Raw genomic sequence first — 21,753 nt, forward strand, 5'->3', positions numbered from 1 at the left:
GTGGTTCTCTTCTCTATCTGTATCAGGTGGGGTGATCTACACCCGCCGCGCGGATCGCTTCAACGGTCGGCGCGGCGGGTACGGCTAAATGTGACGTCTTTCTGCGCTGGCAGCGACGAGTCCGGCAGTCAAGCAGCGAGGACTTCCTTGTTCGCCTTCTTCGCGGCCATTTCGCCCAACGCGCGCTTGTATTCGGTCGGGAACACCTTCACGAACTGACGGCGCGACGCATCCCAGTTTTCGAGCAGCGCCTTGGCACGCGGCGAACCCGTGAACTGGAAGTGACGTTCGATGAGGCCCTTGAGCAGCGCTTCATCGGTCGTGCCGGTGTGCCACAAACCCTTGTCGACCGTGCGTTCCTGTTCGGCCTGTTGCAGGACCGGGTCGAGCGCGACCATCGACTTGTTGCACTTGCCCGCGAACGTGTTGTCCGGGTCGTACACATACGCGATGCCACCCGACATGCCGGCCGCGAAGTTACGGCCCGTTTCGCCGAGCACGACGACCGTGCCGCCCGTCATGTATTCGCAACCGTGATCGCCCGTGCCTTCGACCACCGCCGTCGCACCCGAATTACGCACGCAGAAACGCTCGCCGGCCACGCCGCGGAAGAAGGACTCGCCTTCGATCGCGCCGTACATCACCGTATTGCCGCAAATGATGTTTTCTTCCGACTTGCCGCGGAAATCGTTCGTGGGACGGATGATGATGCGGCCGCCCGACAGACCCTTGCCGACGTAGTCGTTACCGTCGCCGACCAGATCCAGTGTGATGCCCTTCGCGAGGAATGCGCCGAAGCTCTGGCCCGCGGTGCCTTTCAACTGGATGTGGATCGTGTCGTCGGGCAGACCGTCGTGGCCGTACTTCTTCGCGATCGTGCCGGACAGCATCGCGCCGACCGTACGGTTCACGTTGCGCACCGGCTGGATGAACGAGACGTGCTCGCCCTTCTCGATCGCGGCCTTCGCCTTCTCGATCAGCGTGTGGTCGAGCGCGCGGTCCAAACCGTGATCCTGCACGTCGACGTGCTTGCGTGCGACTTCAGCCGGCACTTGCGGCAGGTAGAACACACGTGAGAAGTCGAGACCCTTCGCCTTCCAGTGCTCGATGCCCTTCTTCATGTCGAGCAGTTCGGCGTGGCCGATCAGGTCGTCGAACTTGCGGATGCCCAGTTGCGCCATGAGTTCGCGCGCTTCTTCGGCAACGAAGAAGAAGAAGTTGACGACGTGTTCCGGCTGCCCCTGGAATTTCGCACGCAGCACCGGATCTTGCGTCGCGACGCCGACCGGACAGGTGTTCAGGTGACACTTGCGCATCATGATGCAGCCTTCCACGACGAGCGGCGCCGTCGCGAAACCGAATTCGTCCGCGCCGAGCAGCGCGCCGATCACGACGTCGCGGCCGGTCTTCATCTGACCATCGGCCTGCACGCGGATACGGCCGCGCAGCTGGTTCAGCACCAGGGTCTGCTGCGTTTCCGCCAGACCTAGTTCCCACGGCGTGCCGGCATGCTTCACCGACGACAGCGGCGACGCGCCCGTGCCGCCGTCATGGCCGGCGATCACGACGTGATCGGCCTTCGCCTTGGCGACACCCGCGGCCACCGTGCCGACACCCGATTCCGACACCAGCTTCACCGACACGCTGGCCGCCGAGTTGGCGTTCTTCAGGTCGTGAATCAGTTGCGCCAGATCTTCGATCGAGTAGATGTCATGGTGCGGCGGCGGCGAAATGAGGCCGACACCCGGCACCGAGTAACGCAGCTTGCCGATGTACTCGGACACCTTGTGGCCGGGCAGCTGACCGCCTTCGCCCGGCTTCGCGCCCTGCGCCATCTTGATCTGGATCTGATCGGCCGACGCGAGGTATTCCGCCGTCACGCCGAAACGGCCCGACGCCACCTGCTTGATCTTCGAGCGCAGCGAATCGCCTTCCTTCAGCGGAATGTCGACGATCACTTCGTCGCCGATCACGGACTTCATCGTGTCGCCGTTCTTGATCGGAATGCCGCGCAGTTCGTTGCGGTAACGGTTTTCGTCCTCGCCGCCTTCGCCGGTGTTCGACTTGCCGCCGATGCGGTTCATCGCGACCGCCAGCGTGGCGTGCGCTTCGGTGCTGATCGAGCCGAGCGACATCGCGCCGGTGGCGAAACGCTTGACGATTTCCTTCGCCGATTCGACCTCGTCGAGCGGGATCGCCTTGGACGGATCGAGCTTGAACTCGAACAGGCCGCGGAAGGTCATGTGGCGCTTGGTCTGATCGTTGATCAGATGCGCGTATTCCTTGTACGTCTGGTACGAGTTGCTGCGCGCCGAGTGTTGCAGCTTGGCGATCGCATCCGGCGTCCACATATGTTCTTCGCCGCGCACGCGGTACGCGTACTCGCCGCCCGCGTCCAGCATGTTCGCGAGGACCGGGTTGTCGCCGAATGCGTCGCGATGCAGACGGATCGCTTCTTCCGCGACATCGAACAGACCAATCCCGCCGACCTTCGACGAAGTGCCCTTGAAGTACTTCGCGACCAGATCTTCCGCGAGACCGACGGCTTCGAAAATCTGCGCGCCGGTGTACGACATGTAGGTCGAAATGCCCATCTTCGACATGACCTTCTGCAGGCCCTTGCCGACTGCCTTGGTGAAGTTGTAGACCGCCTTTTCCGCCGACAGGTCGCCCTTCAGACCGGCGGCCAACTGGCCGAGCGTTTCCATCGCGAGGTACGGGTGCACGGCTTCCGCGCCGTAGCCCGCAAGCAGCGCGAAGTGGTGCGTTTCACGCGCCGAGCCGGTTTCGACGACCAGACCCGTGCTCGTGCGCAGACCTTGCTGCACGAGGTGCGTGTGGATCGCGGCGGTAGCGAGCAGCGCCGGGATCGCGACGTTGTCGCGGTCGGTCTTGCGGTCCGACACGATCAGCATGTTGTAGCCGGACTTCACAGCGTCGACGGCTTCCGCGCACAGCGAGGCGAGGCGCGCTTCAATGCCTTCCTTGCCCCAGGCCACCGGATAGCAGATGTTCAGTTCATACGAGCTGAACTTGCCGCCCGTGTACTGATCGATCGCGCGGATCTTCGCGATGTCCTTGAAGTCGAGCACCGGCTGCGACACTTCGAGACGCATCGGCGGGTTGATGTTGTTCGTGTCGAGCAGGTTCGGCTTCGGACCGACGAACGACACCAGCGACATCACCATGTTTTCGCGGATCGGGTCGATCGGCGGGTTCGTCACCTGCGCGAACAGCTGCTTGAAGTAGTGATAGAGCGTCTTGTTCTTGTTGGACATAACCGCCAGCGGCGAGTCGTTGCCCATCGAACCGACGGCTTCCTCGCCGGCTTGCGCCATCGGCGCCATCAGGAACTTGAGATCTTCCTGCGTGTAGCCGAACGCCTGTTGGCGATCCAGCAAGGCAGCGGCCTCGCGGCGTTCCGTGACGACGTCTTCGGCCTTCGGTTCGATTTCGTCGAGCTTGATGCGAACTGCGTCGATCCAGCTCTTGTACGGCTTGGCGTTGGCGAGGTTGTCCTTCAGTTCCTTGTCATCGATGATGCGGCCGTGTTCCATGTCGATCAGGAACATCTTGCCCGGCTGCAGACGCCACTTCTTGACGATCTTCGACTCCGGGATCGGCAGCACGCCGGCTTCCGACGCCATGATGACGAGGTCGTCGTCGGTAATCAGATAGCGGGCCGGACGCAGGCCGTTACGGTCGAGCGTCGCGCCGATCTGACGACCGTCGGTGAAGGCAATCGCGGCGGGGCCGTCCCACGGCTCCATCATCGCGGCGTGGTATTCGTAGAACGCGCGGCGGTTGTCGTCCATCAGCGTGTGCTGTTCCCAGGCTTCCGGGATCATCATCATCATTGCGTGGACGAGCGGGTAGCCGGCCATCACCAGCAGTTCGAGACAGTTGTCGAACGATGCCGTATCGGATTGGCCCGGGTAGATCAGCGGCCACAGCTTCGGCAGATCGTCGCCGAGCACATGCGACGCGATCGCGCCGGTGCGGGCGTTCAGCCAGTTGACGTTGCCCTTCACCGTGTTGATTTCGCCGTTGTGGGCGATCATCCGGTACGGGTGGGCCAGTTCCCACGCCGGGAACGTGTTGGTCGAGAAGCGTTGGTGCACCAGCGCCAGCGCCGAGACGGTGCGCTCGTCCTGCAGGTCGCGGTAATACACACCGACCTGGCCGGCCAGCAGCAGGCCCTTGTAGACTACCGTGCGCGCCGACATGGACGGCACGAAGTATTCCTTGCCGTGCTTGAGCTTGAGCGCCTGGATGCGGTGGCTGGCGGTCTTGCGGATCACATACAGCTTCCGCTCGAGCGCGTCGGTCACCATGATGTCCTTGCCGCGGCCGATGAAGATCTGGCGGATCAGCGGCTCGCTCGCCTTGACGGTGGGCGAAATCGGCATGGTGTGGTCGACTGGCACGTCGCGCCAGCCGAGCACGACCTGGCCTTCGGCCTTCACCGTGCGCTCGAGCTCCTGTTCGCAGGCCAGACGCGACGCGTGTTCCTTCGGCAGGAACACCATGCCGACACCGTATTCGCCGTGCGGCGGCAACGTCACGCCCTGCCTGGCCATTTCCTCACGATAGAAGCCATCTGGAATCTGAATCAGGATGCCCGCGCCGTCGCCCATCAGCGGATCGGCACCGACAGCGCCCCGGTGGTCGAGGTTCTCGAGAATCTTCAGGCCTTGCTCGATGATCTCGTGGCTTTTCTTGCCCTTGATGTGAGCGACGAAGCCGACGCCGCAGGCGTCGTGCTCGTTTTGCGGGTCGTACAGACCTTGTGCGGCGGGAACCGGGTGAGTCGGTTGCTGGTGGTCGTTCATGGGGACACCGTCTGTGAGGGGCCGGACAGGCCGTTAAACCGTTTTTCTATTGCCGCAGTGCGCACCGCCACCGCGACGACGCTCTCTACGCGGGATGCTACGCGTACCAAAAAACGCCGGAATTCGGAATATACGCGACGAATCAATGGAATAGCAAACAAAACCTGATGGTATGACCCCTATTATCAAGTTGGTGCATTGCGGCTAATTTTTATTGGTTCCACATCAAAACGGTGCAAAGAAAACGGCATCCGAAGATGCCGTTGCGCGCGCAGCCCTTTGATGCGAAACGCTTTATTGCGTCTGCGGCGTCTCACGCACCTTGCGTGGCCGCCCGCGCGGCAGCGGCGACACCCGCCGGTTCGCGGCCCGCGCCGCCCACTCGCGATAGGTTTCGCTGCCCAGAACCCAGCCTTTCAAGGTGGCCTGCTGGAGCTGGCTGGCTTCGCGCTCGTCGAGCGGCTGCTCGCACAGCTCGCGGTACGCGCGTTGCCGCTCGAACGGCGTGTTGCCGAGCGACCAGTACAACGGATGATCAGTAATGAGGCTGTCGAGCGTGAGGCCGATGTGATGGCGGTAGCTCGACCAGCGGCAGTCCTCTGGCGCGCTCACGATCTGCGTGCGCACCGGACACATCTCGACGACCCGGCTCGCCAGCAGGAAGTAACGCTCGCCTTCGATCACCGTGGCGCGGTAGCGGCCCTCCCATAGTGTGCCGCGACGCGCGTAACGCCGGTTGAAGTGGGCGACATAGCGGCGCCCTACCGCCTGCATCGCCTTCGGCAGACTCGACTCCTCGGTCGGTGTGACGAGCAGTTGCACCGCGCCCGGCATCAACGCATACGCGTGGATCGACAAATGGTGGTCGCGCGAAGCCGCTTTCAAACAGTCGATGAAAAGCTCGTAGTCCTGGTCGTCGACAAATGCGGGCTGCTGGTCGAGTCCACGGAGGATGACGTGCTGCGGCTGATCAGGGACATAGAGACGTGCAAGCCGTGCCATGCTGGAGTATCCAATAGTCGCGTTGGTATATACCCGAAGGTCCGAAAAGCCGCATGGGCGCTGGGTTCGGCGCGGCGCGGCTTAGCCGGAAACCGCCCGGCGCTTAGGGAGAAAGCTCTAACTGCCGCTTATGGTTTGTTTCAAACGTTGTGGTCATAATGAGCGGGCCTTTTTTGGAGGAGCACATATGAAATTAAAACAAGCCATAACGGGGATCGCGGCGCTCGCCTGCATGACGGCAGCTCACGCGCAATCGGCCGGCAGTTTTTACGCTACGACGGGGTGGTTCCATTTCGCCCCCCAAGACAGTAGCGATCCGTTGAAGGAAACAAGCGTCGGCGGGACACCCGTCAACATCTCATTCCCCGGCACCGGCGCTGGCATCGACAGCGCCGACACCATCGGCTTAAGCCTAGGCTACTTTGTCACCGATCACATCTCCGCGGAAGCCGAAATTGGCATTCCGCCGAAATTCAACCTGCTAGGCAAAGGCAGCTTCGAGCAATTCGGTACGCTAGGCTCCGCGAGGCAATGGAGCCCTGCGCTCCTGTTCAAATACTACTTCAACGACGCCACTGCCGCGTTCCGACCGTATGCCGGCCTCGGCGTCACGTACGTCTGGTTCACGGACGCGAAGATCACCAACACTGCGTTTGAACAAGGCGTACTGCATGGTCCGACCTCGGTATCCACGGATCGTTCCTGGGCACCGGTGTTTAATCTCGGTTTCAACTATGCGTTCAACAAACACTGGTTCGCAGGGCTCTCCGTCTCATACATACCGCTCAGCGTAACCGCGAAACTGACCTCGAACGCGTCGACTCCGGTCGGCAACCTGACCGTGACGTCCGAGGCAAAAATCAGACTCAACCCGATCGTTACTTTCGCGAAGATAGGTTACGTGTTCTAGGAAGGCAGGCTGTGCCTGCATGGATCGAACCGTCGCGAACAGTCCGCACCTCGGCCAAACGCCGTCACACCTGTGACGGCGTTTTTGATTTTATGCCTCTGTCACCTATTGTGGTGAATGCGGGACGCATTGTAATTTTGACCACCAATCGACCTTTCCGGTGCAATTTCTGCCGCCAGAAACCGTCGGCACGTGTGCGATGATCTCGCTGGAACACCGCGCAGCCTTTGGCACCCAAGTTGCGTGACGCCATGTTTCCCGCATGAGTACGCGGAGGTTTTTCTCACCCTCATCGACGGAGCGATCATGACAGCACTTCCGAATACGCGAGACGCCCTCGGCGAATCCTGGACCGCCACCAGCCGCCGTGCGCGGCGTATCGCTCGCCGCAGCCGCCACGCGGCTGCAGACATCGCAGGCGAACTGCGCACGCTGATGTCCGAACTCGAAGATACTTTGGCCGACGGCACCCAGGCCGATGCCGTGGCGTTGCACAGCAAATTGCGCAAACAACTCGACGTGGCGCGAGCCCGCTTGAACGACACGCGCGAAGCCATGCGCCAGCGCGCCGAAGCCGCGCTCTCGGATGCGGACACGTACGTGCACGAAAACCCGTGGCAGACGATTGCGATCGTCGGCGGCGTCGCCCTGATCGCGGGTGCGCTGTTCGCGTCGCGGCTGCGCTAAGCGGCGAGCCGGGCCGCCGCACGGGCGGCGGCATTTTCACTACGGGCATGCACAGCGGCGCCGCCCTCCGGCGCCGATGCCCACTGGCGCGGCTCCGATCAGTTGTCCTCGATCACGAACAGCCGCTGATACTCCTTCACCGCGTACCGATCCGTCATGCCGGCAATGTAGTGGGCGATCAGGCGCGGCTGCAACGACGCGTCCGGCGACTGATAGCCGGGCGGCAACAGCCGCGGGTCTTCCGTGAACGCGCTGAACAGGCCGACCACCACACGGCGCGCCTTGTTCGCCATCCGCATCACCCGGTAGTGGCGATACAGGTTCTTGAACAGAAAGCGCTTGAGCATCGCCGCCTGCGACGCAATCGCCTCGCTATGCGCGACGAGCGGCGGCGCCGCCCGCACCGCATCCAGCGAAGCCGGCGCATGCCGGACCAGATTGAGCGAGGTCGTATCGATCAGGTCGACGATCAGCGTGTTGATGATGCGGCGCACAGTTTCGTGAATCAGCCGACGACCTTCGATCTGCGGAAAGTCGCGGCGCGCCGCCTCGTAGTGCGTCTGCCATAACTCCACTTCGGCAAGCTGTTCCACGGTGAGTAAGCCTGAGCGCAATCCGTCGTCGACGTCGTGATTGTTGTACGCGATCTCGTCGGCGACGTTTGCAATCTGCGCTTCGATCGACGGCTGCCGTCCTTCGAGAAAGCGCTCGCCGAGTGCGCCGAGCCGCCGCGCGTTCTCGCGCGAGCAATGCTTGAGGATGCCTTCGCGCGTTTCGAAGCAGAGGTTGAGGCCATTGAACGCGCCGTAGTGCTCCTCGAGATCGTCGACCACCGCAAGGCTTTGCAAGTTGTGCTCAAAGCCGCCGTGTTCGCGCATGCATTCGTTCAGCGCGTCCTGCCCTGCATGGCCGAACGGCGTATGACCGAGATCGTGCGCGAGAGAAATAGCTTCGACGAGGTCTTCATTGACCCGCAGATTGCGTGCCACGGAACGCGCGATCTGCGCGACTTCGAGACTGTGCGTGAGACGCGTGCGGAACAGGTCGCCCTCGTGATTCACGAATACCTGGGTCTTGTACTCGAGCCTGCGGAACGCCGTCGAGTGGACGATGCGGTCGCGATCGCGCTGGAATTCGGTGCGCGCGCTAGGCGCGGCTTCGGGATAGCGGCGGCCGCGCGACTGCGCGGAATGCGCCGCATACGGCGCGAGATGCGCTTCGAGTGCTGCGGGCGAAGGCACGCCGATCGCTGGCGTACCCTCCTGGTCATCCATTACATCGTCGCTGCGCCTGTCAGTCACCGGTTTCTCCGAAACATGGGCGGCGCCTCGTGACGCTGGCGCGTGATGCCTTGCTGCGGTACCTCGCCGTATCTAGACGGCGGCGGCCAGCGTGGCGAGCACGGCGGCGTCGGGCGCCTGGGTGATCAGCGTCTCACCGAAACGCATCAGCAGAATGAATTTGATCGCGCCGGCTTCGGCCTTTTTGTCGACCTGCATCAGTTCGACATAGCGCGACTCGCCGAGCGCGGGCGCGCGAGTCGGCAGACGCGCGGCGACGATCACGTCGACGAGACGCTTGCGCGCGGCTTCGTCGAGATAGCCCAGGCGCACGGACAGATCCGCCGCCATCACCATTCCGCAGCCCACCGCCTCGCCGTGCAGCCATTCGCCGTAGCCGAGTCCGGCTTCGATCGCGTGGCCGAAGGTGTGGCCGAAATTGAGAATGGCGCGCAGCCCGCCTTCGCGCTCGTCCTGCGCCACCACCGACGCCTTGATCTCGCACGAGCGCTTGACCGCCTCGGCCAGCGCCTCGGGCTCGCAGCGATTGAGCCGCTCGACATTCGCCTCGATCCAGCTGAAGAAACCAGCGTCGGCTATCGCGCCGGTCTTGATCACTTCGGCGACGCCCGCCGCCAGTTCGCGCGCCGGCAGCGTGCGCAGCGCGCCGATGTCGGCGATCACGGCTTGCGGCTGGTAGAACGCGCCGATCATGTTCTTGCCGAGCGGGTGATTGATGCCGGTCTTGCCGCCCACCGACGAATCGACCTGCGACAGCAAGGTGGTCGGCACCTGGATGAACGGCACGCCGCGCATGTAGCAGGCCGCGGCAAAACCGGTCATGTCGCCGATCACGCCGCCGCCCAACGCGATCAGCGTGGTTTTGCGGTCGGCGCGCGCGGTGAGCAGCGCGTCGAAAATCCGATTCAGCGTTTCGAGGTTCTTGTACGCTTCGCCGTCCGGCAACACGACCGTGGAAACCTGCTTGCCGAGCGGTGCCAGCGCGGCGCGCAGCTTGTCGCCGTATAGCGGATCGACCGTGGTGTTCGTGACGATGGTGACCGAACTGCCGACGATGTGCGGCGCGAACAACGCGGTCTGGCCGATCAGGTCGGCACCGATATGGATGGGGTAGGCGCGCTCGCCCAGTTCGACATTGACGGTAATCATACGGTCCATTATGACGCAGGATGTTTGGCGACGCCGGCCATCTCGAGCTGCATCAGAACCATGTTGACGAGTCCGTTGACCGAAGGCCGGCCGGTTTCGATCACGAAATGCGCGCATTCGCGGTACAGCGGGTCGCGTACTTCGTAGAGCGCCTCGAGGCGCGCTTTGGGGTCTTCGGTCTGCAAAAGCGGGCGATTCTTGTCGCGCCGTGTGCGCAGCCACAAATCGTGCGGGTTGGCGCGCAGATAGATCACCACGCCGCGATTTTGCAGGGCTTCGCGGTTTTCAGGCCGCAGCACCGCGCCGCCGCCCGTGGCGAGCACGATATTGTCGCGCGCGGTCAGGTCGGAAATCACGTGCGCTTCACGGTCGCGAAAGCCCGCTTCGCCCTCGAGTTCGAAGATCACCGGGATGCGCGCGCCCGTGCGTGCCTCGATTTCGTGATCGGAATCGAAGAACGGGCGGTCCAGCCGGCGCGCAACGGCCCGGCCCACGGTGGTCTTGCCTGCCCCCATGAGCCCTACAAAAAATACATTGGCGTGTGCGTCCCGCGCTTGCAACGGTGTCCTCTGGCTAATCCGGTATGGTTCGTGCCGCAGCTTACTGGCAAAGCGGCTGCCTTGTCGAGCCTGCGCGCCGCCGCTCCCGGGCGGCAGCAGCATGCCCCTAATTTGTCTGAACGACGCGCGGCGTGATGAAAATCGCCAGTTCACTGCGCTTGTCGCGATGGGCCCGGTGGCGAAAAAGCGCGCCTAAAACCGGTATTTTGCCCAGGAGCGGCACCCGCGTCACATCGTCCCGATTGTCGGTCGCGTAGATGCCGCCGATCGACACCGTACCACCATCTTCGACTTCGACCCGCGTTTGCACATGTTTGGTGTTGATCGCCGGGCCGGCGTCGGTCTGCTCGCCAACGCTATCTTTGGCGACGTCGAGATCCAGCACCACCCGGCCGTCGGGCATGATTTGCGGCTCGACCTCCAGTTTGAGCGTGGCGCGGCGAAACTGCACGCCGGACACGCCCTGCCCCACTTTGGCCTGATACGGCAGCTCGGTGCCCTGCTCGACGACCGCTTTCATCCGGTCCGCTGTCACCACCCGCGGACTCGAAACGATTTCGCCGCGACCTTCGGCTTCCAGCGCGCTCAACTCGATATTGAGCAACCGCGTGGCTTGCGCGGCGAACAGCGTCAGGCCGGCGGTGGCGGCGTCGAACCCGGAAATCGGCCGCGCCGAGAGATCGTAGACGACGCCGTCCTTGCCGCCAGTGAGACCCAAGGCGGTGCCGTCGGCATTGGCCGCGGCCATCGACAGGCGCACGCCGAGATTGCGCGAAAACCCGTGCTCGCCTTCGACGATACGAGCCTCGATCAGCACCTGGCGGCTCGGCCGGTCGACGGACCCGAGCAGTTCGGTAATTTGCGCGAGGCGGCCCTCGAGATCGGTGACGAACAGCAGATTGGTGCGCGGATCGGCCGTCGCGGCGCCGCGCCTGGATAGCACGCGCTGGTTGCCGGAGCCTGTCAGCAGGCGCCGCACGTCCTCGGCGCGCGCGTAACGCAGGTCGAAGGTGCGGCTCGCGAGCGGCTCCAGATCGGCGGCCCGGGCGTGCGCTTCGAAGCGCTGCCGTTCACGCGCGGCCAGATCGGCGATGGGCGCGATCCAGATCACATTGCCGTGGCGCTCCATCGCCAGACCGTTGACGTCCAGCAAGGTGTCGAACGCGGTGCGCCACGGCACCTTGTCGAGCCGCAGCGAAACGGCGCCGCGCACTCTTTCGCTCGCAACGATGTTCAGTCCGGTGAACTGGGCGAATGCGTTGAGCACCGCGCCGAGTTCGGCGCGCTGGAAGTTCAGCGTGATGGGCTTATCGTCGGCGGCGAGCCCGCTGTCGGCAGGGCTTTTCGACGCGTCGCGCAGGCGCGCCAGCGGCGGCAGCGGCACCGGCGGACCTTCGAGTGCGGGTGTCCCGGCGGATTCGTCGCGAGCGGCAGTTGCGCGAGCAGAGGCGGCGGATCGCGGCCACAGCGGCGCGGAGCCGTCCGCATCGCTGAGCGCATCGTCCGCGCCGTCATCGCCGGAGGCTGCCGTTGCGCGCGATGCCCTGAGCGATGCCCCTGGTTCATCGGCGGCACCGTCGTTAAACGGGTTGGGCACTTCGCCAGCCATGCCGCGCGGCAGTGGCGGCACAGTGTATGGGACGTCGAGCTGTGCAATCGCGTCGTCGTGCGGCATGCGCGCGGACAACGTCGGCCACGGTGGCAGCAGTTGGGCCGACGCATGCGCGATGCCGGCCCCCTCCGCCGCGCCAATGAAGAAGAGACCCAGGCAGAAACGCGCGCACGCGCGCCACGCGATGCGGCGAATTGGCTTTGCCACCCTCATAAGAATGCCTCCGCAAACGCCAGAGTGCGCGACGCCCCGCCATTGGCCAACGTAACGCCGAACGCGTCGACCCGCGTGACGCGCTCGGCACCGAACTGCTGCCCCGGCGCGACGGTCGCCGCGCCGTCCGGCGTTTCCAGCAAGGCAAGCGCGTGGGTGCGATCGCGCAGCAAGCCGGCCAGACGTAGCTGCGAAGCGTCGGGCAGGTCCGCGCCTGCCAGCATTTGGGGCAACGAGAACGGATCGTAGAACACGATGTCTTCGTCTCCGTCGGAATCGAGACTGTCGTCGGCGACCTCGTTCGCGGCCGCACTCGAAGCCGCAGGCCTCAGCGCGCTGAACACGCGCAGCGTCGCGCTTACTGCAAGCAACACGCCGTGCCGCCTGACGGTCACGTCTTCGGGGACGATCAGCACCGGCAGGTCCGACAGCCCGCGCAGAAATGACATCAGGTGGACGAAATCGGTCTGCGCGGTGACTCGTACCGGCCGCATATGTTCAGCGCCCGAGCCGCTCGCCGCTCCCGGCTCCACGGAGAGCAACGCGACGTTATTCTGTGCGGCCAACTCGGACACGACGCGCACGTCGTCGGCGGAGGTCCATGACATCGGCAGATGCGCGGCGGGCGTGCCCGCGGCTTTGCGACGCAGCGCGGGCAATTGCGTCAGCGCGCGGCGTGCGTCTGCGAGATGCCGCGCGGCTGCATCGAATGCTGTGCGGCTTGCTCCGAGGCCGCTGAGATCGGCAACGACCCAGCCGTGCGCGCCTAGGCCGAACACCAGCGCAGCAATCAGCAATGCGATCGCGAGGCGGCGCCGTCTGCTCCATGCGCCGATCGGCAAGCGCACATGCTTCATCCAACGGGACAAAGAGAGCCGCGCGCCTGCCGCGCCGCCCATGTCGATAAACGTCGTACTCATTGCGCACCTCTCGATGGTTCAGTCTTCATCGGACGTTGCACAGCGGAGGCAGACGCATGAGCCGCCTTGCGAAGCGGATCGCTCCAACGCAAGCGCGCGCTGAATTCGATCGGGCCTGTTTCGCCGGCCGCCGCTGCCGCATCGCTGCGTGAGGCCGAGCGATGAAGATTGCTTACCTCCGCGCCCTTCACGCCGCGCACCGCACTCAAGCGTTTGAGCCAGCCGGCCGACACAATATGTCCGTTCGAAGTCGCCAGCAATTCCGTCTCGTGTTCGCTTTGACGTAACTGCTGCAGAACGACACCATCGCCCGGTTCGAAACTCAGGGCGTCGAGCAGATCGCGCAGATGCGTCAGGGGCTCGGACAAGCTCACAGCACGCGCGGCCCCTTTGCGCTGTTCGTCTTGTGCACGCAGCAACTTCGCGTGCTCGGCGAGCGGCGCAGCCAGTTGCGCGAGCGACCGTTCGAGCGACGCACGCTGCGCATCGAGGCGCGTCCGCTCGAACGCCAGCCATCCGGCCAACGCAAGCACAGCGGCACAACCCGCCAGACACGCGCCGATCCATTCGAGCAGGCAGCGCCGCCGCGCAAGCCGTGCGTTACGTTGCCGATAGGGCAGCAGATTGAAACCGCCAAGCCAGGGCCGCATGAAGCGTATGCCGCGCGACGAAGCCGGCATGCCTGAACCGGCGGCATGCAAGCGGCTGCGCATCATTCGAGCACCCCGCGCAACGCAAGGCCGAATGCGACCGCACCGGCGGGCTCGTGCAACAACGGATCCGTTAGCGATCGCGCAAGGCTGCCAAGCGCTGCACACTCGAATGGCAACACCGTGCAGCCCAATACGTCGGCCATATCCGCAAGCGAAAAACCTACCCCGTCGAGCAGGTCGACCTCGCCGCTCAACAACGCGCAGTCGAGTGCGGGACCGTCGGCGAGATCGCGCAGCGCGTCGGCGAGATCCGAGTGCTCGGGCGCCGGATAGCGCATTTCGCCGACGATGCTGTCGTCGACGATGCGCCACCCGTACACGCCATCCGCACCGATCCAGACCGCGGCATAAGGCTCGTGCGAATCGAATTCATGACTGGCCGCGTAACGCATTGCGCGCAGCGCCGCATGCGGCTCTCCGTCGATCGCGGTCAGCGAAATGCCGGCGGTAGCCGCGCATTCGATGCGCGCTTCGAGATGCTGCCGCGCGGTCGCGGCGATCGTCACCGAGCGGGTAGACGACGGCGCCTCGTCGAGGAACCAGTCGACTGCCAACGCATGCCGCTCGAGCCCCGCGATGCGCTCCACTTCGCTCATCACCGCGGGTTCCAGTCCGGCCAGTTCATGCCCATAGTCTTGCGCGCAACCGCTCAAGGCGGCGAGCCTTGTTAGCGGCATCGTGGTGGTGAGCGTGGCCGACGCGGGCAGCGCCATCGCGCAGCGCAGCGCGTGCGGAGCACAGGCGCGCGGCAGCCCCGCGACGGCATCGCGCAACGCACGCGCCACCGCGTGCCGGTCGGCGATCTCCGTGCCGGCCATCGCGCCGGCGGCAATCGGCACGCTCGTCACGTATTCGATCCGCAATTGCGAACGCTGGCTCACCACGACGAGACGCACCGCCTGCGAACCGACATCGATCCCCGCCGCGAAGCGTTCCGCAAAGCGCTCTCCCAAGCGCTCCACTCCCAGTTGCACTCCCTGAAGCCACGAACTTTTGAACGTCATCACGCCCTCCCTTCACACTCACGCGACGAACCATTCGAACGCGAGTAACGAGGAAGCATTGTGCGTAGCCGCGCCGCCGCGCGACACTCAGCCGAATGGCTAACGGCGCGTAACGTGCGCCCTGCACGCGCTCAAAACGGCTACAGTGAAGTCATTCCTGCGCGGCGCGAAGACTTGTCGAGAACTGTCAGTAAGCACGCCGAAAGCTCAAAAGCGAGGCAGCTATAATCGCGGGACTGTTTTTTGGTGTCCATATGCAATCCACGTCTCCTACGTCCCCGCCGCCCGCACCGCGGAAGCGCAAACGCCCGTTGTGGCTCAAGCTCGTCCTTGGCTTTGTGGGTCTGATCGTCGCAGGCATTCTGTGCGTGCTGCTGGTGCTCGGCTACGCGTTGGTGGTGGCGACGCCGAACCTGCCGTCGCTCGATGCGCTCACCGACTACCGGCCCAAGGTGCCGCTTCGCATCTATACGGCCGACCACGTGCTGATCGGCGAATTCGGTGAAGAACGGCGCGACGTCGTGCATATTCAGGACGTGCCCGATAGCCTGAAGAAGGCCGTGCTCGCCATCGAAGACGCGCGCTTCTACGATCACGGCGGCGTCGACCTGACCGGCATCGCGCGGGCAGGCTTCGTCGCGCTGACCAATGGCCACGCAACGCAGGGCGCGAGCACGATCACGATGCAGGTGGCGCGCAACTTTTTCCTGTCGAGCGAGAAGACCTATACGCGCAAAATCTACGAGATGCTGCTCGCGTACAAGATCGAATCGAAGCTGACGAAAGATCAGATTCTCGAGGTCTACATGAATCAGATCTATCTCGGCCAGCGCGCGTACGGCTTCGCGAGTGCGGCACGGGTGTACTTCGGCAAAGATCTGAAGGATCTGACGCTGGCTGAATCGGCGATGCTGGCCGGCCTGCCGAAGGCGCCGTCGGCGTACAACCCGGTGGTCAATCCGAAACGCGCGAAGGTGCGGCAGGAGTACATCCTGCAGCGCATGTACGAACTGCATTACATCACCCAGGAACAGTACGACGCGGCAAGCAGGCAGCCGCTCGTCGTCAAGGGTGCCGGCAAGGAATTCAGCGTGCACGCGGAGTACGTCGCGGAAATGGTGCGGCAGATGATGTACGCGCAGTATCGCGAAGAGGCCTACACGCGCGGCCTGAACGTCGTCACGACAGTCGACTCGGCCGACCAGGACGTCGCTTATCGTGCGCTGCGCAAAGGTCTGATGGACTATGAACGGCGCCACGGCTATCGCGGCCCGGAGGCGTTCATCGACTTGCCGTCCGATGCGGACGACCGCGAACAGGCGATCGACGACGCCCTGCTCGAACATCCCGACAACGGCGAAATCATCGCAGCGGTGGTGACCGCGGCGAGCCCGCAGCAGGTGCAGGCCACCTTCATCGACGGCAACGTCGCGACCATTCAGGGCGACGGCCTGCGCTTCGCCGCGTTCGCGCTCGGCACGCGCGCGCAGCCGAATCAACGCGTGCGGCCCGGCGCGATCATCCGTCTGGTCAAGGGCGACGACGGCAGCTGGTCGATCACGCAATTGCCGCAAGTCGAAGGCGCGTTCGTGTCGGTGATTCCGCAGGACGGCGCGATTCGCGCGCTGGTCGGCGGCTTCGATTTCAACAAGAACAAGTTCAATCACGTCACCCAGGCCTGGCGGCAGCCGGGTTCGAGCTTCAAGCCGTTCATCTATTCGGCGTCGCTCGAAAAAGGGCTCGGACCGGCCACGGTCATCAACGACGCGCCGCTCTTTTTCAGCGCCGCTGAAACCGGCGGCCAGGCGTGGGAGCCGAAAAACTATGGCGGTGGTTTCGACGGTCCGATGACGATGCGCACCGCGTTGCAGAAGTCGAAGAATCTCGTCTCGATCCGCATCCTGAACCAGATCGGCACCAAGTACGCGCAGCAGTACATCACGCGTTTCGGCTTCGACGCGGATCGTCACCCGGCTTATCTGCCGATGGCGCTCGGCGCGGGTCTCGTCACGCCGTTGCAGATGGCTGGCGCGTTCTCAGTGTTCGCCAACGGCGGTTATCGGATCAACCCATACCTGATCGCCGAAGTCACCGACCAGCGCGGTGTCGTGGTCGCGCATGCGCAACCGCTGGTCGCCGAGCAGAGCGCGCCGCACGCGATCGAACCGCGTAATGCGTACGTGATGAACAGCCTGCTGCAAAGCGTGGCGCAACGCGGCACGGGCGCGAAATCCAACGTGTTGAAGCGCACCGATCTCGCCGGCAAGACCGGCACCACCAACGATTCACGCGACGCATGGTTCGCCGGTTATCAGCACACGCTGACGGCCATTGCATGGATCGGTTACGACAATCCGCGCAGTCTGGGCGACCGCGAAACCGGCGGCGGTCTGGCGTTGCCGGTGTGGATCGACTACATGGGACGCGCGCTCAAGGGCGTGCCGGAATACAAGATGCCGATGCCGGACGACGTCACCGAAGTCGGCTCAGAGCTGTATTTCGACGACTTCACGCCTGGGCATGGCTTCATCGCGACAGTCGGCGTGAGTCAGGCGACGCTCGATGCGCAGGCCTCGGCGGCCGAGGCGGCGCCCCAGCAAGTCGGCGAACAGGAAAAGCAGGACATCATGAATCTGTTCCGCGGGCACTAGCGCCTGTGGCGCCTGAACCGCGCAGAACTTGTCAAAACGAAACCGCCGCGCTCGATGCGCGGCGGTTTCGTTTCGGCGGCTGTTTCAGCGGTGGGCTTTACGCTTCAAATTTACGCTTCAAAGCGGACCGGTTCGCCAGCCTGCTGCGTCGCGTAGTCCGATAACGCCGCGAAAAATTCCGTGCCGCTGCGAGTATCGCGCCACTCGCCGTCGACGAAACGGAAGTGGAAACCACCCGCTTTCGCGGCGATCCAGATCTCGCTCATCGGCGGTTGCAGGTTCACGATAATCTTCGAGCGGTTCTCGAATTCGAGGGTCAGGACATTGCCGCTACGCTCGAATTCGATGTCTGCTTCCGTGTCGTCGAGCGCGCGTTCGATGGCGGCTAGCGCGGCTTCCGCGCGGGTCAGGTATTCACTATCGGACATGCTAAACTCCATCGATTCATTATTCAGGGACAGTCATGCGAGTCGTATCTCGGATGCGCGCGGCGGCGCCCGGCCGCGCGATTGTAGCGGTTTTAGCCATTCTCGCAGGTTGCGCACTCAGCGGCTGCGGGCAGCGCGGTTCGCTCTACTTGCCGACCGTGCCGCCGTTGCCGGCCAAGCCCATCGATCGCACGCAACCGCCGTCGCCGGACGAAGTGAAACCCGGCGCGGAAACCGCCTCCGGAATTGGCACCGTACCCGACACGTCGGGCACGCCGCTCTCGTTGGCGCCGGAAAGCGAACTCGCCACGCCGCCCTCGTCCGCTGCATCCGCTGCCACGGCAGCCCCGCTGCCCGCCTCCGCCGTCACCCCCGTTCAATAAGACTTTCGCATGACTCGATCCGCATTTGACTACGTCGACGGCGTATTGCACGCCGAAGGCGTGTCCGCCGTCTCACTCGCCGAACAGTTCGGCACGCCGCTGTACGTGTACTCGCGCGCCGCGCTCACCGAAGCATGGAACGCGTATGCCGGCGCCTGCGCAGGCCGTCGCGCGAGCGTGCACGTCGCCGTCAAGGCGAACAGCAATCTCGCAGTGCTGAACGTGTTCGCGCGTCTCGGCGCAGGCTTCGACATCGTGTCGGGCGGCGAACTGGCGCGTGTGCTGGCGGCCGGCGGCAAAGCGGAAAACACCGTGTTCTCCGGTGTCGGCAAGAACGCGGATGAAATGCGCGAGGCGCTCGCGGCCGGCGTCAAATGCTTCAACGTCGAATCGATTCCGGAACTGGACCGCCTGAACGCGGTTGCCGCGGCAATGGGCAAGAAGGCGCCGGTGTCGCTGCGCGTGAATCCGGACGTCGATGCGAAGACCCATCCGTATATTTCCACCGGCCTGAAGTCGAACAAGTTCGGCGTCGCGTTCGAGGATGCACGCGCCACCTATCGCGCCGCCGCGGCGATGACGCATCTCGACGTAGTCGGCATCGATTGCCATATCGGCTCGCAGATCACCGAAGTCGCGCCGTATCTGGACGCGGTCGATAAGGTGCTGGAACTGGTCGAGCAGATCGAGCAGGATGGCGTGAAGATTCGCCACATCGACGTAGGCGGCGGTCTCGGCATTACCTACGACGACGAAACGCCGCCGGCAATCGGCGACTTCGTGCGCACCGTGCTCGATCGCATCGAAGCGCGCGGTCACGGCCACCGCGAGGTGTACTTCGAGCCGGGCCGTTCGCTGGTGGGCAATGCCGGCGTGCTGCTCACCCGTGTCGAGTTTCTGAAACCGGGCGCGGAAAAGAATTTCGCCATTGTCGACGCTGCGATGACCGATCTCGCGCGCCCCGCGATGTACGAGGCGTATCACGCGATCGACACGGTCGTTAAGAACAAAGTGCCCGCTCATGTGTACGACGTGGTCGGGCCGGTTTGCGAAAGCGGCGATTGGCTGGGCCGCGAGCGTCTGCTGGCAGTCGAACCGGGCGATCTGCTGGCGATTCGCTCGGCCGGCGCGTACGGCTTCGTGATGAGCTCGAACTACAACACGCGTCCGCGCGCGGCCGAGGTCATGATCGATGGTACACAAGCGCATGTGGTTCGCGCTCGCGAAGAAGTAAGGCAACTGTTTGCAGGCGAAACGATCTTGCCGGCGTAAACGTCAAAATCAGCGTCAAAACCTGCGCCAACGCCAACGCAGCATAAAAAAGGCGATGCCACCGCGGCATCGCCTTTTTCTATTTGCGCGCCGTACAGCGTGGTCAGCGCGTGTTCAACCTCCGCTCACGCAGCCATACGATGAACCGCCATCCCAATAGCGCGATCATGATCGCGCCGTAAATCTTCGGCAGCAGCAGATCATGCTTGCCCGCCTTCATCCACCAGAAATGCAGAATCGCGAGCGCGCCGATCGCATAGATCGCACGATGCAGCGTCTGCCAGCGGCGCCCGAGTTTGCGCACCATCGCGCGCGGCGACGTGAGCGCCAACGCGATCAACAACACAAACGCGGCAAAGCCAACGGTGATGAACGGCCGCTTGCCGATATCCTTCAGAATCGCCGCGACATCGAACCATTTGTCGAACCACAGGTAGGTCGTGAAGTGCAGCGTCGCGTAGAAAAACGCATACAGGCCGAGCATGCGACGGAACCGCAGCAGCGCCGGCACGCCGCTCAACCGCCGCAACGGCGTCACGGCCAAGGTGACGCAGAGAAACACAAGGGTCCAGAGCCCCGTCGAGCGCGTGATGAACTCGATCGGATTCGCGCCGAGCCGGTCGGTCATACCGAACAACACGATGCGCGCGAGCGGATACCACGCGGCGATAAACACCGCAATCTTCGCCGGTACGACCCAGCGCACGCCGGCCGCAGGCCGCCTGGCGGCCGCCGATGCGGATTGCGCTCGCAGCACCTGGCGCGCGGTTGGAGCAACAGGTTGCGTATCGGAAGCCATGTTCACGCTGCTCAAAAGTTCTTCTTCAGGTCCATGCCCTGATACAGCGACGCGACCTGATCGCCGTAGCCGTTGAACATCAGCGTCTTGCGTTTGGGCGTGAAAAAACCGTCCTCGCCGATGCGCCGCTCGGTCGCCTGGCTCCAGCGCGGATGGTCGACGTTCGGGTTGACGTTCGAATAGAAACCGTATTCGTTCGACGCGTACGTGTTCCAGCTGGTTGGCGGCTGCCTGTCGAGAAAGCGGATCTTCACCAGCGACTTCGCGCTCTTGAAGCCGTATTTCCAGGGCACCACGACACGGACCGGCGCGCCGTTCTGATTCGGCAGCACCTGGCCGTAGACGCCCATCGTCAGCAGCGTCAGCGGATTCATGGCCTCGTCCATCCGCAAACCTTCGGAATACGGCCAATCGAGCACCGGCGTCGACAGGCCCGGCATCTGCGATGGATCGGCAAGCGTAATGAACTGGACGTATCTGGCGTTGCCGGTGGGCTGGACCCGCTTGATCAGCTCGGATAGCGGCACGCCGATCCACGGAATCACCATCGACCAACCCTCGACGCAACGCAGCCGGTACACACGCTCCTCGAGCGGCGCAAGCTTCAGCAATTCGTCGATGTCGTACACCTTCGGATTCTTCACCTCGCCTTCGACGCTCACCTTCCACGGATGTGGCCGAAGCGTGCCGGCGTTCTGCGCCGGATCGGCTTTATCCGTACCGAACTCGTAGTAGTTGTTGTAGGTGGTGACGTCCTTGAACGGCGTGATCTTGTCGAGCGCGACGAACTTCGCGTTGGTCTTTGCCGCCAGCTTTTGCGCCTTCGGATCCGGCGACGCATACGCCGCCAGCGCTTCGCCATTCACACCGATCAGACTGCCGAGCGCCACCGCGCCCGCCGCCTGCAACACGCGCCGCCGGTTCTCGAAGACGCGCTGCGGCGTGATTTCGCTGCGCGCGATGTCATCGCCGGTGAGTTGAATTCTGTCGCTTCGCTTGATCCACATCGTGCTGCTCCTTGCCGGCCCGTTGGTAGGTACGCCTTACGGGGCCATATTGATGATCGGCACGCCTCGCCATTCACGCGTACTGCTCTAACAAACACGCTGGCCGCTGCAAATATTCCGCCAGCCGTAAAAAAACCGCCGGTGCGGAGCACGCGGCGGTTCTTGGTCGCTTCAGAACGGCGGATATTACAGCTTGCCGTAGCTATGCAGCCCCGACAGGAACATGTTGACGCCGAGGAACGCGAAGGTCGTCACCAGCAGGCCGGTCAGCGCCCACCAGGCCGCCGCCGCGCCGCGCAGGCCCTTCATC

17 protein-coding genes and 1 pseudogene are annotated in these 21,753 nt (G+C 63.8%); 5 read left to right on the top strand and 13 right to left on the bottom strand.

What is annotated here, in order from left to right; all coding sequences use genetic code 11:
* Positions 1 to 128: 128 nt before the first annotated feature.
* Both DLM46_RS29970 and DLM46_RS29975 read right to left on the bottom strand, forming a co-directional pair.
* On the bottom strand, positions 129 to 4,832 hold the full coding sequence (locus tag DLM46_RS29970; protein WP_115106705.1) for a glutamate synthase-related protein: 4,704 nt from the start codon (positions 4,830 to 4,832) through the stop codon (positions 129 to 131).
* 294 nt (positions 4,833 to 5,126) lie between these two features.
* Positions 5,127 to 5,834, bottom strand: coding sequence for a transposase (locus tag DLM46_RS29975; RefSeq protein ID WP_115106707.1), 708 nt, complete (start codon positions 5,832 to 5,834; stop codon positions 5,127 to 5,129).
* A 187-nt stretch (positions 5,835 to 6,021) separates the two neighbouring features.
* On the opposite strand from DLM46_RS29975, the gene DLM46_RS29980 reads away from it, so the two are divergent.
* Positions 6,022 to 6,744: an OmpW/AlkL family protein gene (locus DLM46_RS29980; protein ID WP_115106710.1), complete on the top strand. Its 723-nt coding sequence runs from the start codon at positions 6,022 to 6,024 to the stop codon at positions 6,742 to 6,744.
* A gap of 306 nt (positions 6,745 to 7,050) precedes the next feature.
* Positions 7,051 to 7,431 carry an ElaB/YgaM/YqjD family protein gene (locus DLM46_RS29985; protein ID WP_115106764.1) on the top strand — a complete coding sequence of 127 codons (381 nt, stop codon included), beginning with the start codon at positions 7,051 to 7,053 and terminating at the stop codon, positions 7,429 to 7,431.
* Between the two features lie 98 nt (positions 7,432 to 7,529).
* On the opposite strand, the gene DLM46_RS29990 is transcribed toward DLM46_RS29985, so the two are convergent.
* From DLM46_RS29990 to pilM, 7 genes are all read right to left on the bottom strand, one after another.
* Positions 7,530 to 8,732, bottom strand: a complete 1,203-nt coding sequence (locus DLM46_RS29990; RefSeq protein ID WP_115106712.1) for a deoxyguanosinetriphosphate triphosphohydrolase — start codon at positions 8,730 to 8,732, stop codon at positions 7,530 to 7,532.
* Between the two features lie 72 nt (positions 8,733 to 8,804).
* Positions 8,805 to 9,881, bottom strand: a complete 1,077-nt coding sequence (gene aroB, locus DLM46_RS29995) for a 3-dehydroquinate synthase (RefSeq protein WP_425274026.1) — start codon at positions 9,879 to 9,881, stop codon at positions 8,805 to 8,807.
* A gap of 8 nt (positions 9,882 to 9,889) precedes the next feature.
* A complete protein-coding gene (locus DLM46_RS30000) occupies positions 9,890 to 10,441 on the bottom strand; it encodes a shikimate kinase (protein ID WP_115106766.1) in 552 nt (183 codons plus the stop codon).
* A gap of 106 nt (positions 10,442 to 10,547) precedes the next feature.
* Positions 10,548 to 12,266, bottom strand: coding sequence for a type IV pilus secretin PilQ (locus tag DLM46_RS30005; protein WP_115106718.1), 1,719 nt, complete (start codon positions 12,264 to 12,266; stop codon positions 10,548 to 10,550).
* A complete protein-coding gene (locus tag DLM46_RS30010) occupies positions 12,263 to 13,186 on the bottom strand; it encodes a hypothetical protein (protein ID WP_115106720.1) in 924 nt (307 codons plus the stop codon). Before DLM46_RS30010 ends, DLM46_RS30005 begins: the two co-directional genes overlap by 4 nt.
* Positions 13,183 to 13,902, bottom strand: a complete 720-nt coding sequence (locus tag DLM46_RS30015; protein WP_425274027.1) for a fimbrial assembly protein — start codon at positions 13,900 to 13,902, stop codon at positions 13,183 to 13,185. Before DLM46_RS30015 ends, DLM46_RS30010 begins: the two co-directional genes overlap by 4 nt.
* Positions 13,899 to 14,903, bottom strand: a complete 1,005-nt coding sequence (gene pilM, locus DLM46_RS30020; protein ID WP_115106723.1) for a type IV pilus biogenesis protein PilM — start codon at positions 14,901 to 14,903, stop codon at positions 13,899 to 13,901. Before pilM ends, DLM46_RS30015 begins: the two co-directional genes overlap by 4 nt.
* A gap of 254 nt (positions 14,904 to 15,157) precedes the next feature.
* Between pilM and DLM46_RS30025 the strand changes: the two genes are divergently transcribed.
* Positions 15,158 to 17,554 carry a penicillin-binding protein 1A gene (locus DLM46_RS30025; RefSeq protein ID WP_115106726.1) on the top strand — a complete coding sequence of 799 codons (2,397 nt, stop codon included), beginning with the start codon at positions 15,158 to 15,160 and terminating at the stop codon, positions 17,552 to 17,554.
* 110 nt (positions 17,555 to 17,664) lie between these two features.
* On the opposite strand, the gene cyaY is transcribed toward DLM46_RS30025, so the two are convergent.
* Positions 17,665 to 17,982, bottom strand: a complete 318-nt coding sequence (gene cyaY, locus DLM46_RS30030; RefSeq protein WP_115106728.1) for an iron donor protein CyaY — start codon at positions 17,980 to 17,982, stop codon at positions 17,665 to 17,667.
* A 35-nt stretch (positions 17,983 to 18,017) separates the two neighbouring features.
* Here cyaY and lptM point away from each other — a divergent pair, with 35 nt between their 5' ends.
* Positions 18,018 to 18,365, top strand: coding sequence for an LPS translocon maturation chaperone LptM (gene lptM, locus DLM46_RS30035; protein WP_115106730.1), 348 nt, complete (start codon positions 18,018 to 18,020; stop codon positions 18,363 to 18,365).
* Between the two features lie 9 nt (positions 18,366 to 18,374).
* Positions 18,375 to 19,637, top strand: a complete 1,263-nt coding sequence (lysA, locus tag DLM46_RS30040; RefSeq protein WP_115106733.1) for a diaminopimelate decarboxylase — start codon at positions 18,375 to 18,377, stop codon at positions 19,635 to 19,637.
* Between the two features lie 103 nt (positions 19,638 to 19,740).
* Here the strand turns inward: lysA and msrQ are convergent, their stop codons facing one another.
* From msrQ to DLM46_RS30055, 3 genes and pseudogenes are all read right to left on the bottom strand, one after another.
* Positions 19,741 to 20,436 (bottom strand): protein-methionine-sulfoxide reductase heme-binding subunit MsrQ, encoded by a 696-nt coding sequence (gene msrQ, locus DLM46_RS30045; protein ID WP_115106735.1) that lies wholly within the window; start codon positions 20,434 to 20,436, stop codon positions 19,741 to 19,743.
* Between the two features lie 11 nt (positions 20,437 to 20,447).
* The gene (msrP, locus tag DLM46_RS30050) at positions 20,448 to 21,443 is read right to left on the bottom strand and encodes a protein-methionine-sulfoxide reductase catalytic subunit MsrP (protein ID WP_115106737.1); all 996 of its coding nucleotides are present in this window, start codon (positions 21,441 to 21,443) and stop codon (positions 20,448 to 20,450) included.
* A 186-nt stretch (positions 21,444 to 21,629) separates the two neighbouring features.
* Positions 21,630 to 21,753 (bottom strand): annotated as a pseudogene (locus DLM46_RS30055) (c-type cytochrome biogenesis protein CcsB); the annotation flags it as partial.

This window comes from Paraburkholderia lacunae, from assembly GCF_003353175.1.
In the GTDB taxonomy this organism is placed as follows: Bacteria; Pseudomonadota; Gammaproteobacteria; order Burkholderiales; family Burkholderiaceae; genus Paraburkholderia; species Paraburkholderia lacunae.

Bases quoted from the DNA above. Each gene is read 5' to 3' on its own strand.
- pilM (WP_115106723.1), bottom strand. From the start codon at position 14,903: ATGACGTTCAAAAGTTCGTGGCTTCAGGGAGTGCAACTGGGAGTGGAG.
- DLM46_RS29970 (WP_115106705.1), bottom strand. From the start codon at position 4,832: ATGAACGACCACCAGCAACCGACTCACCCGGTTCCCGCCGCACAAGGT.
- DLM46_RS30005 (WP_115106718.1), bottom strand. From the start codon at position 12,266: ATGAGGGTGGCAAAGCCAATTCGCCGCATCGCGTGGCGCGCGTGCGCG.
- cyaY (WP_115106728.1), bottom strand. From the start codon at position 17,982: ATGTCCGATAGTGAATACCTGACCCGCGCGGAAGCCGCGCTAGCCGCC.
- msrP (WP_115106737.1), bottom strand. From the start codon at position 21,443: ATGTGGATCAAGCGAAGCGACAGAATTCAACTCACCGGCGATGACATC.
- DLM46_RS30015 (WP_425274027.1), bottom strand. From the start codon at position 13,902: ATGATGCGCAGCCGCTTGCATGCCGCCGGTTCAGGCATGCCGGCTTCG.
- DLM46_RS29980 (WP_115106710.1), top strand. From the start codon at position 6,022: ATGAAATTAAAACAAGCCATAACGGGGATCGCGGCGCTCGCCTGCATG.
- lptM (WP_115106730.1), top strand. From the start codon at position 18,018: ATGCGAGTCGTATCTCGGATGCGCGCGGCGGCGCCCGGCCGCGCGATT.
- lysA (WP_115106733.1), top strand. From the start codon at position 18,375: ATGACTCGATCCGCATTTGACTACGTCGACGGCGTATTGCACGCCGAA.
- msrQ (WP_115106735.1), bottom strand. From the start codon at position 20,436: ATGGCTTCCGATACGCAACCTGTTGCTCCAACCGCGCGCCAGGTGCTG.
- aroB (WP_425274026.1), bottom strand. From the start codon at position 9,881: ATGATTACCGTCAATGTCGAACTGGGCGAGCGCGCCTACCCCATCCAT.
- DLM46_RS29985 (WP_115106764.1), top strand. From the start codon at position 7,051: ATGACAGCACTTCCGAATACGCGAGACGCCCTCGGCGAATCCTGGACC.
- DLM46_RS30025 (WP_115106726.1), top strand. From the start codon at position 15,158: ATGCAATCCACGTCTCCTACGTCCCCGCCGCCCGCACCGCGGAAGCGC.
- DLM46_RS29975 (WP_115106707.1), bottom strand. From the start codon at position 5,834: ATGGCACGGCTTGCACGTCTCTATGTCCCTGATCAGCCGCAGCACGTC.
- DLM46_RS30010 (WP_115106720.1), bottom strand. From the start codon at position 13,186: ATGAGTACGACGTTTATCGACATGGGCGGCGCGGCAGGCGCGCGGCTC.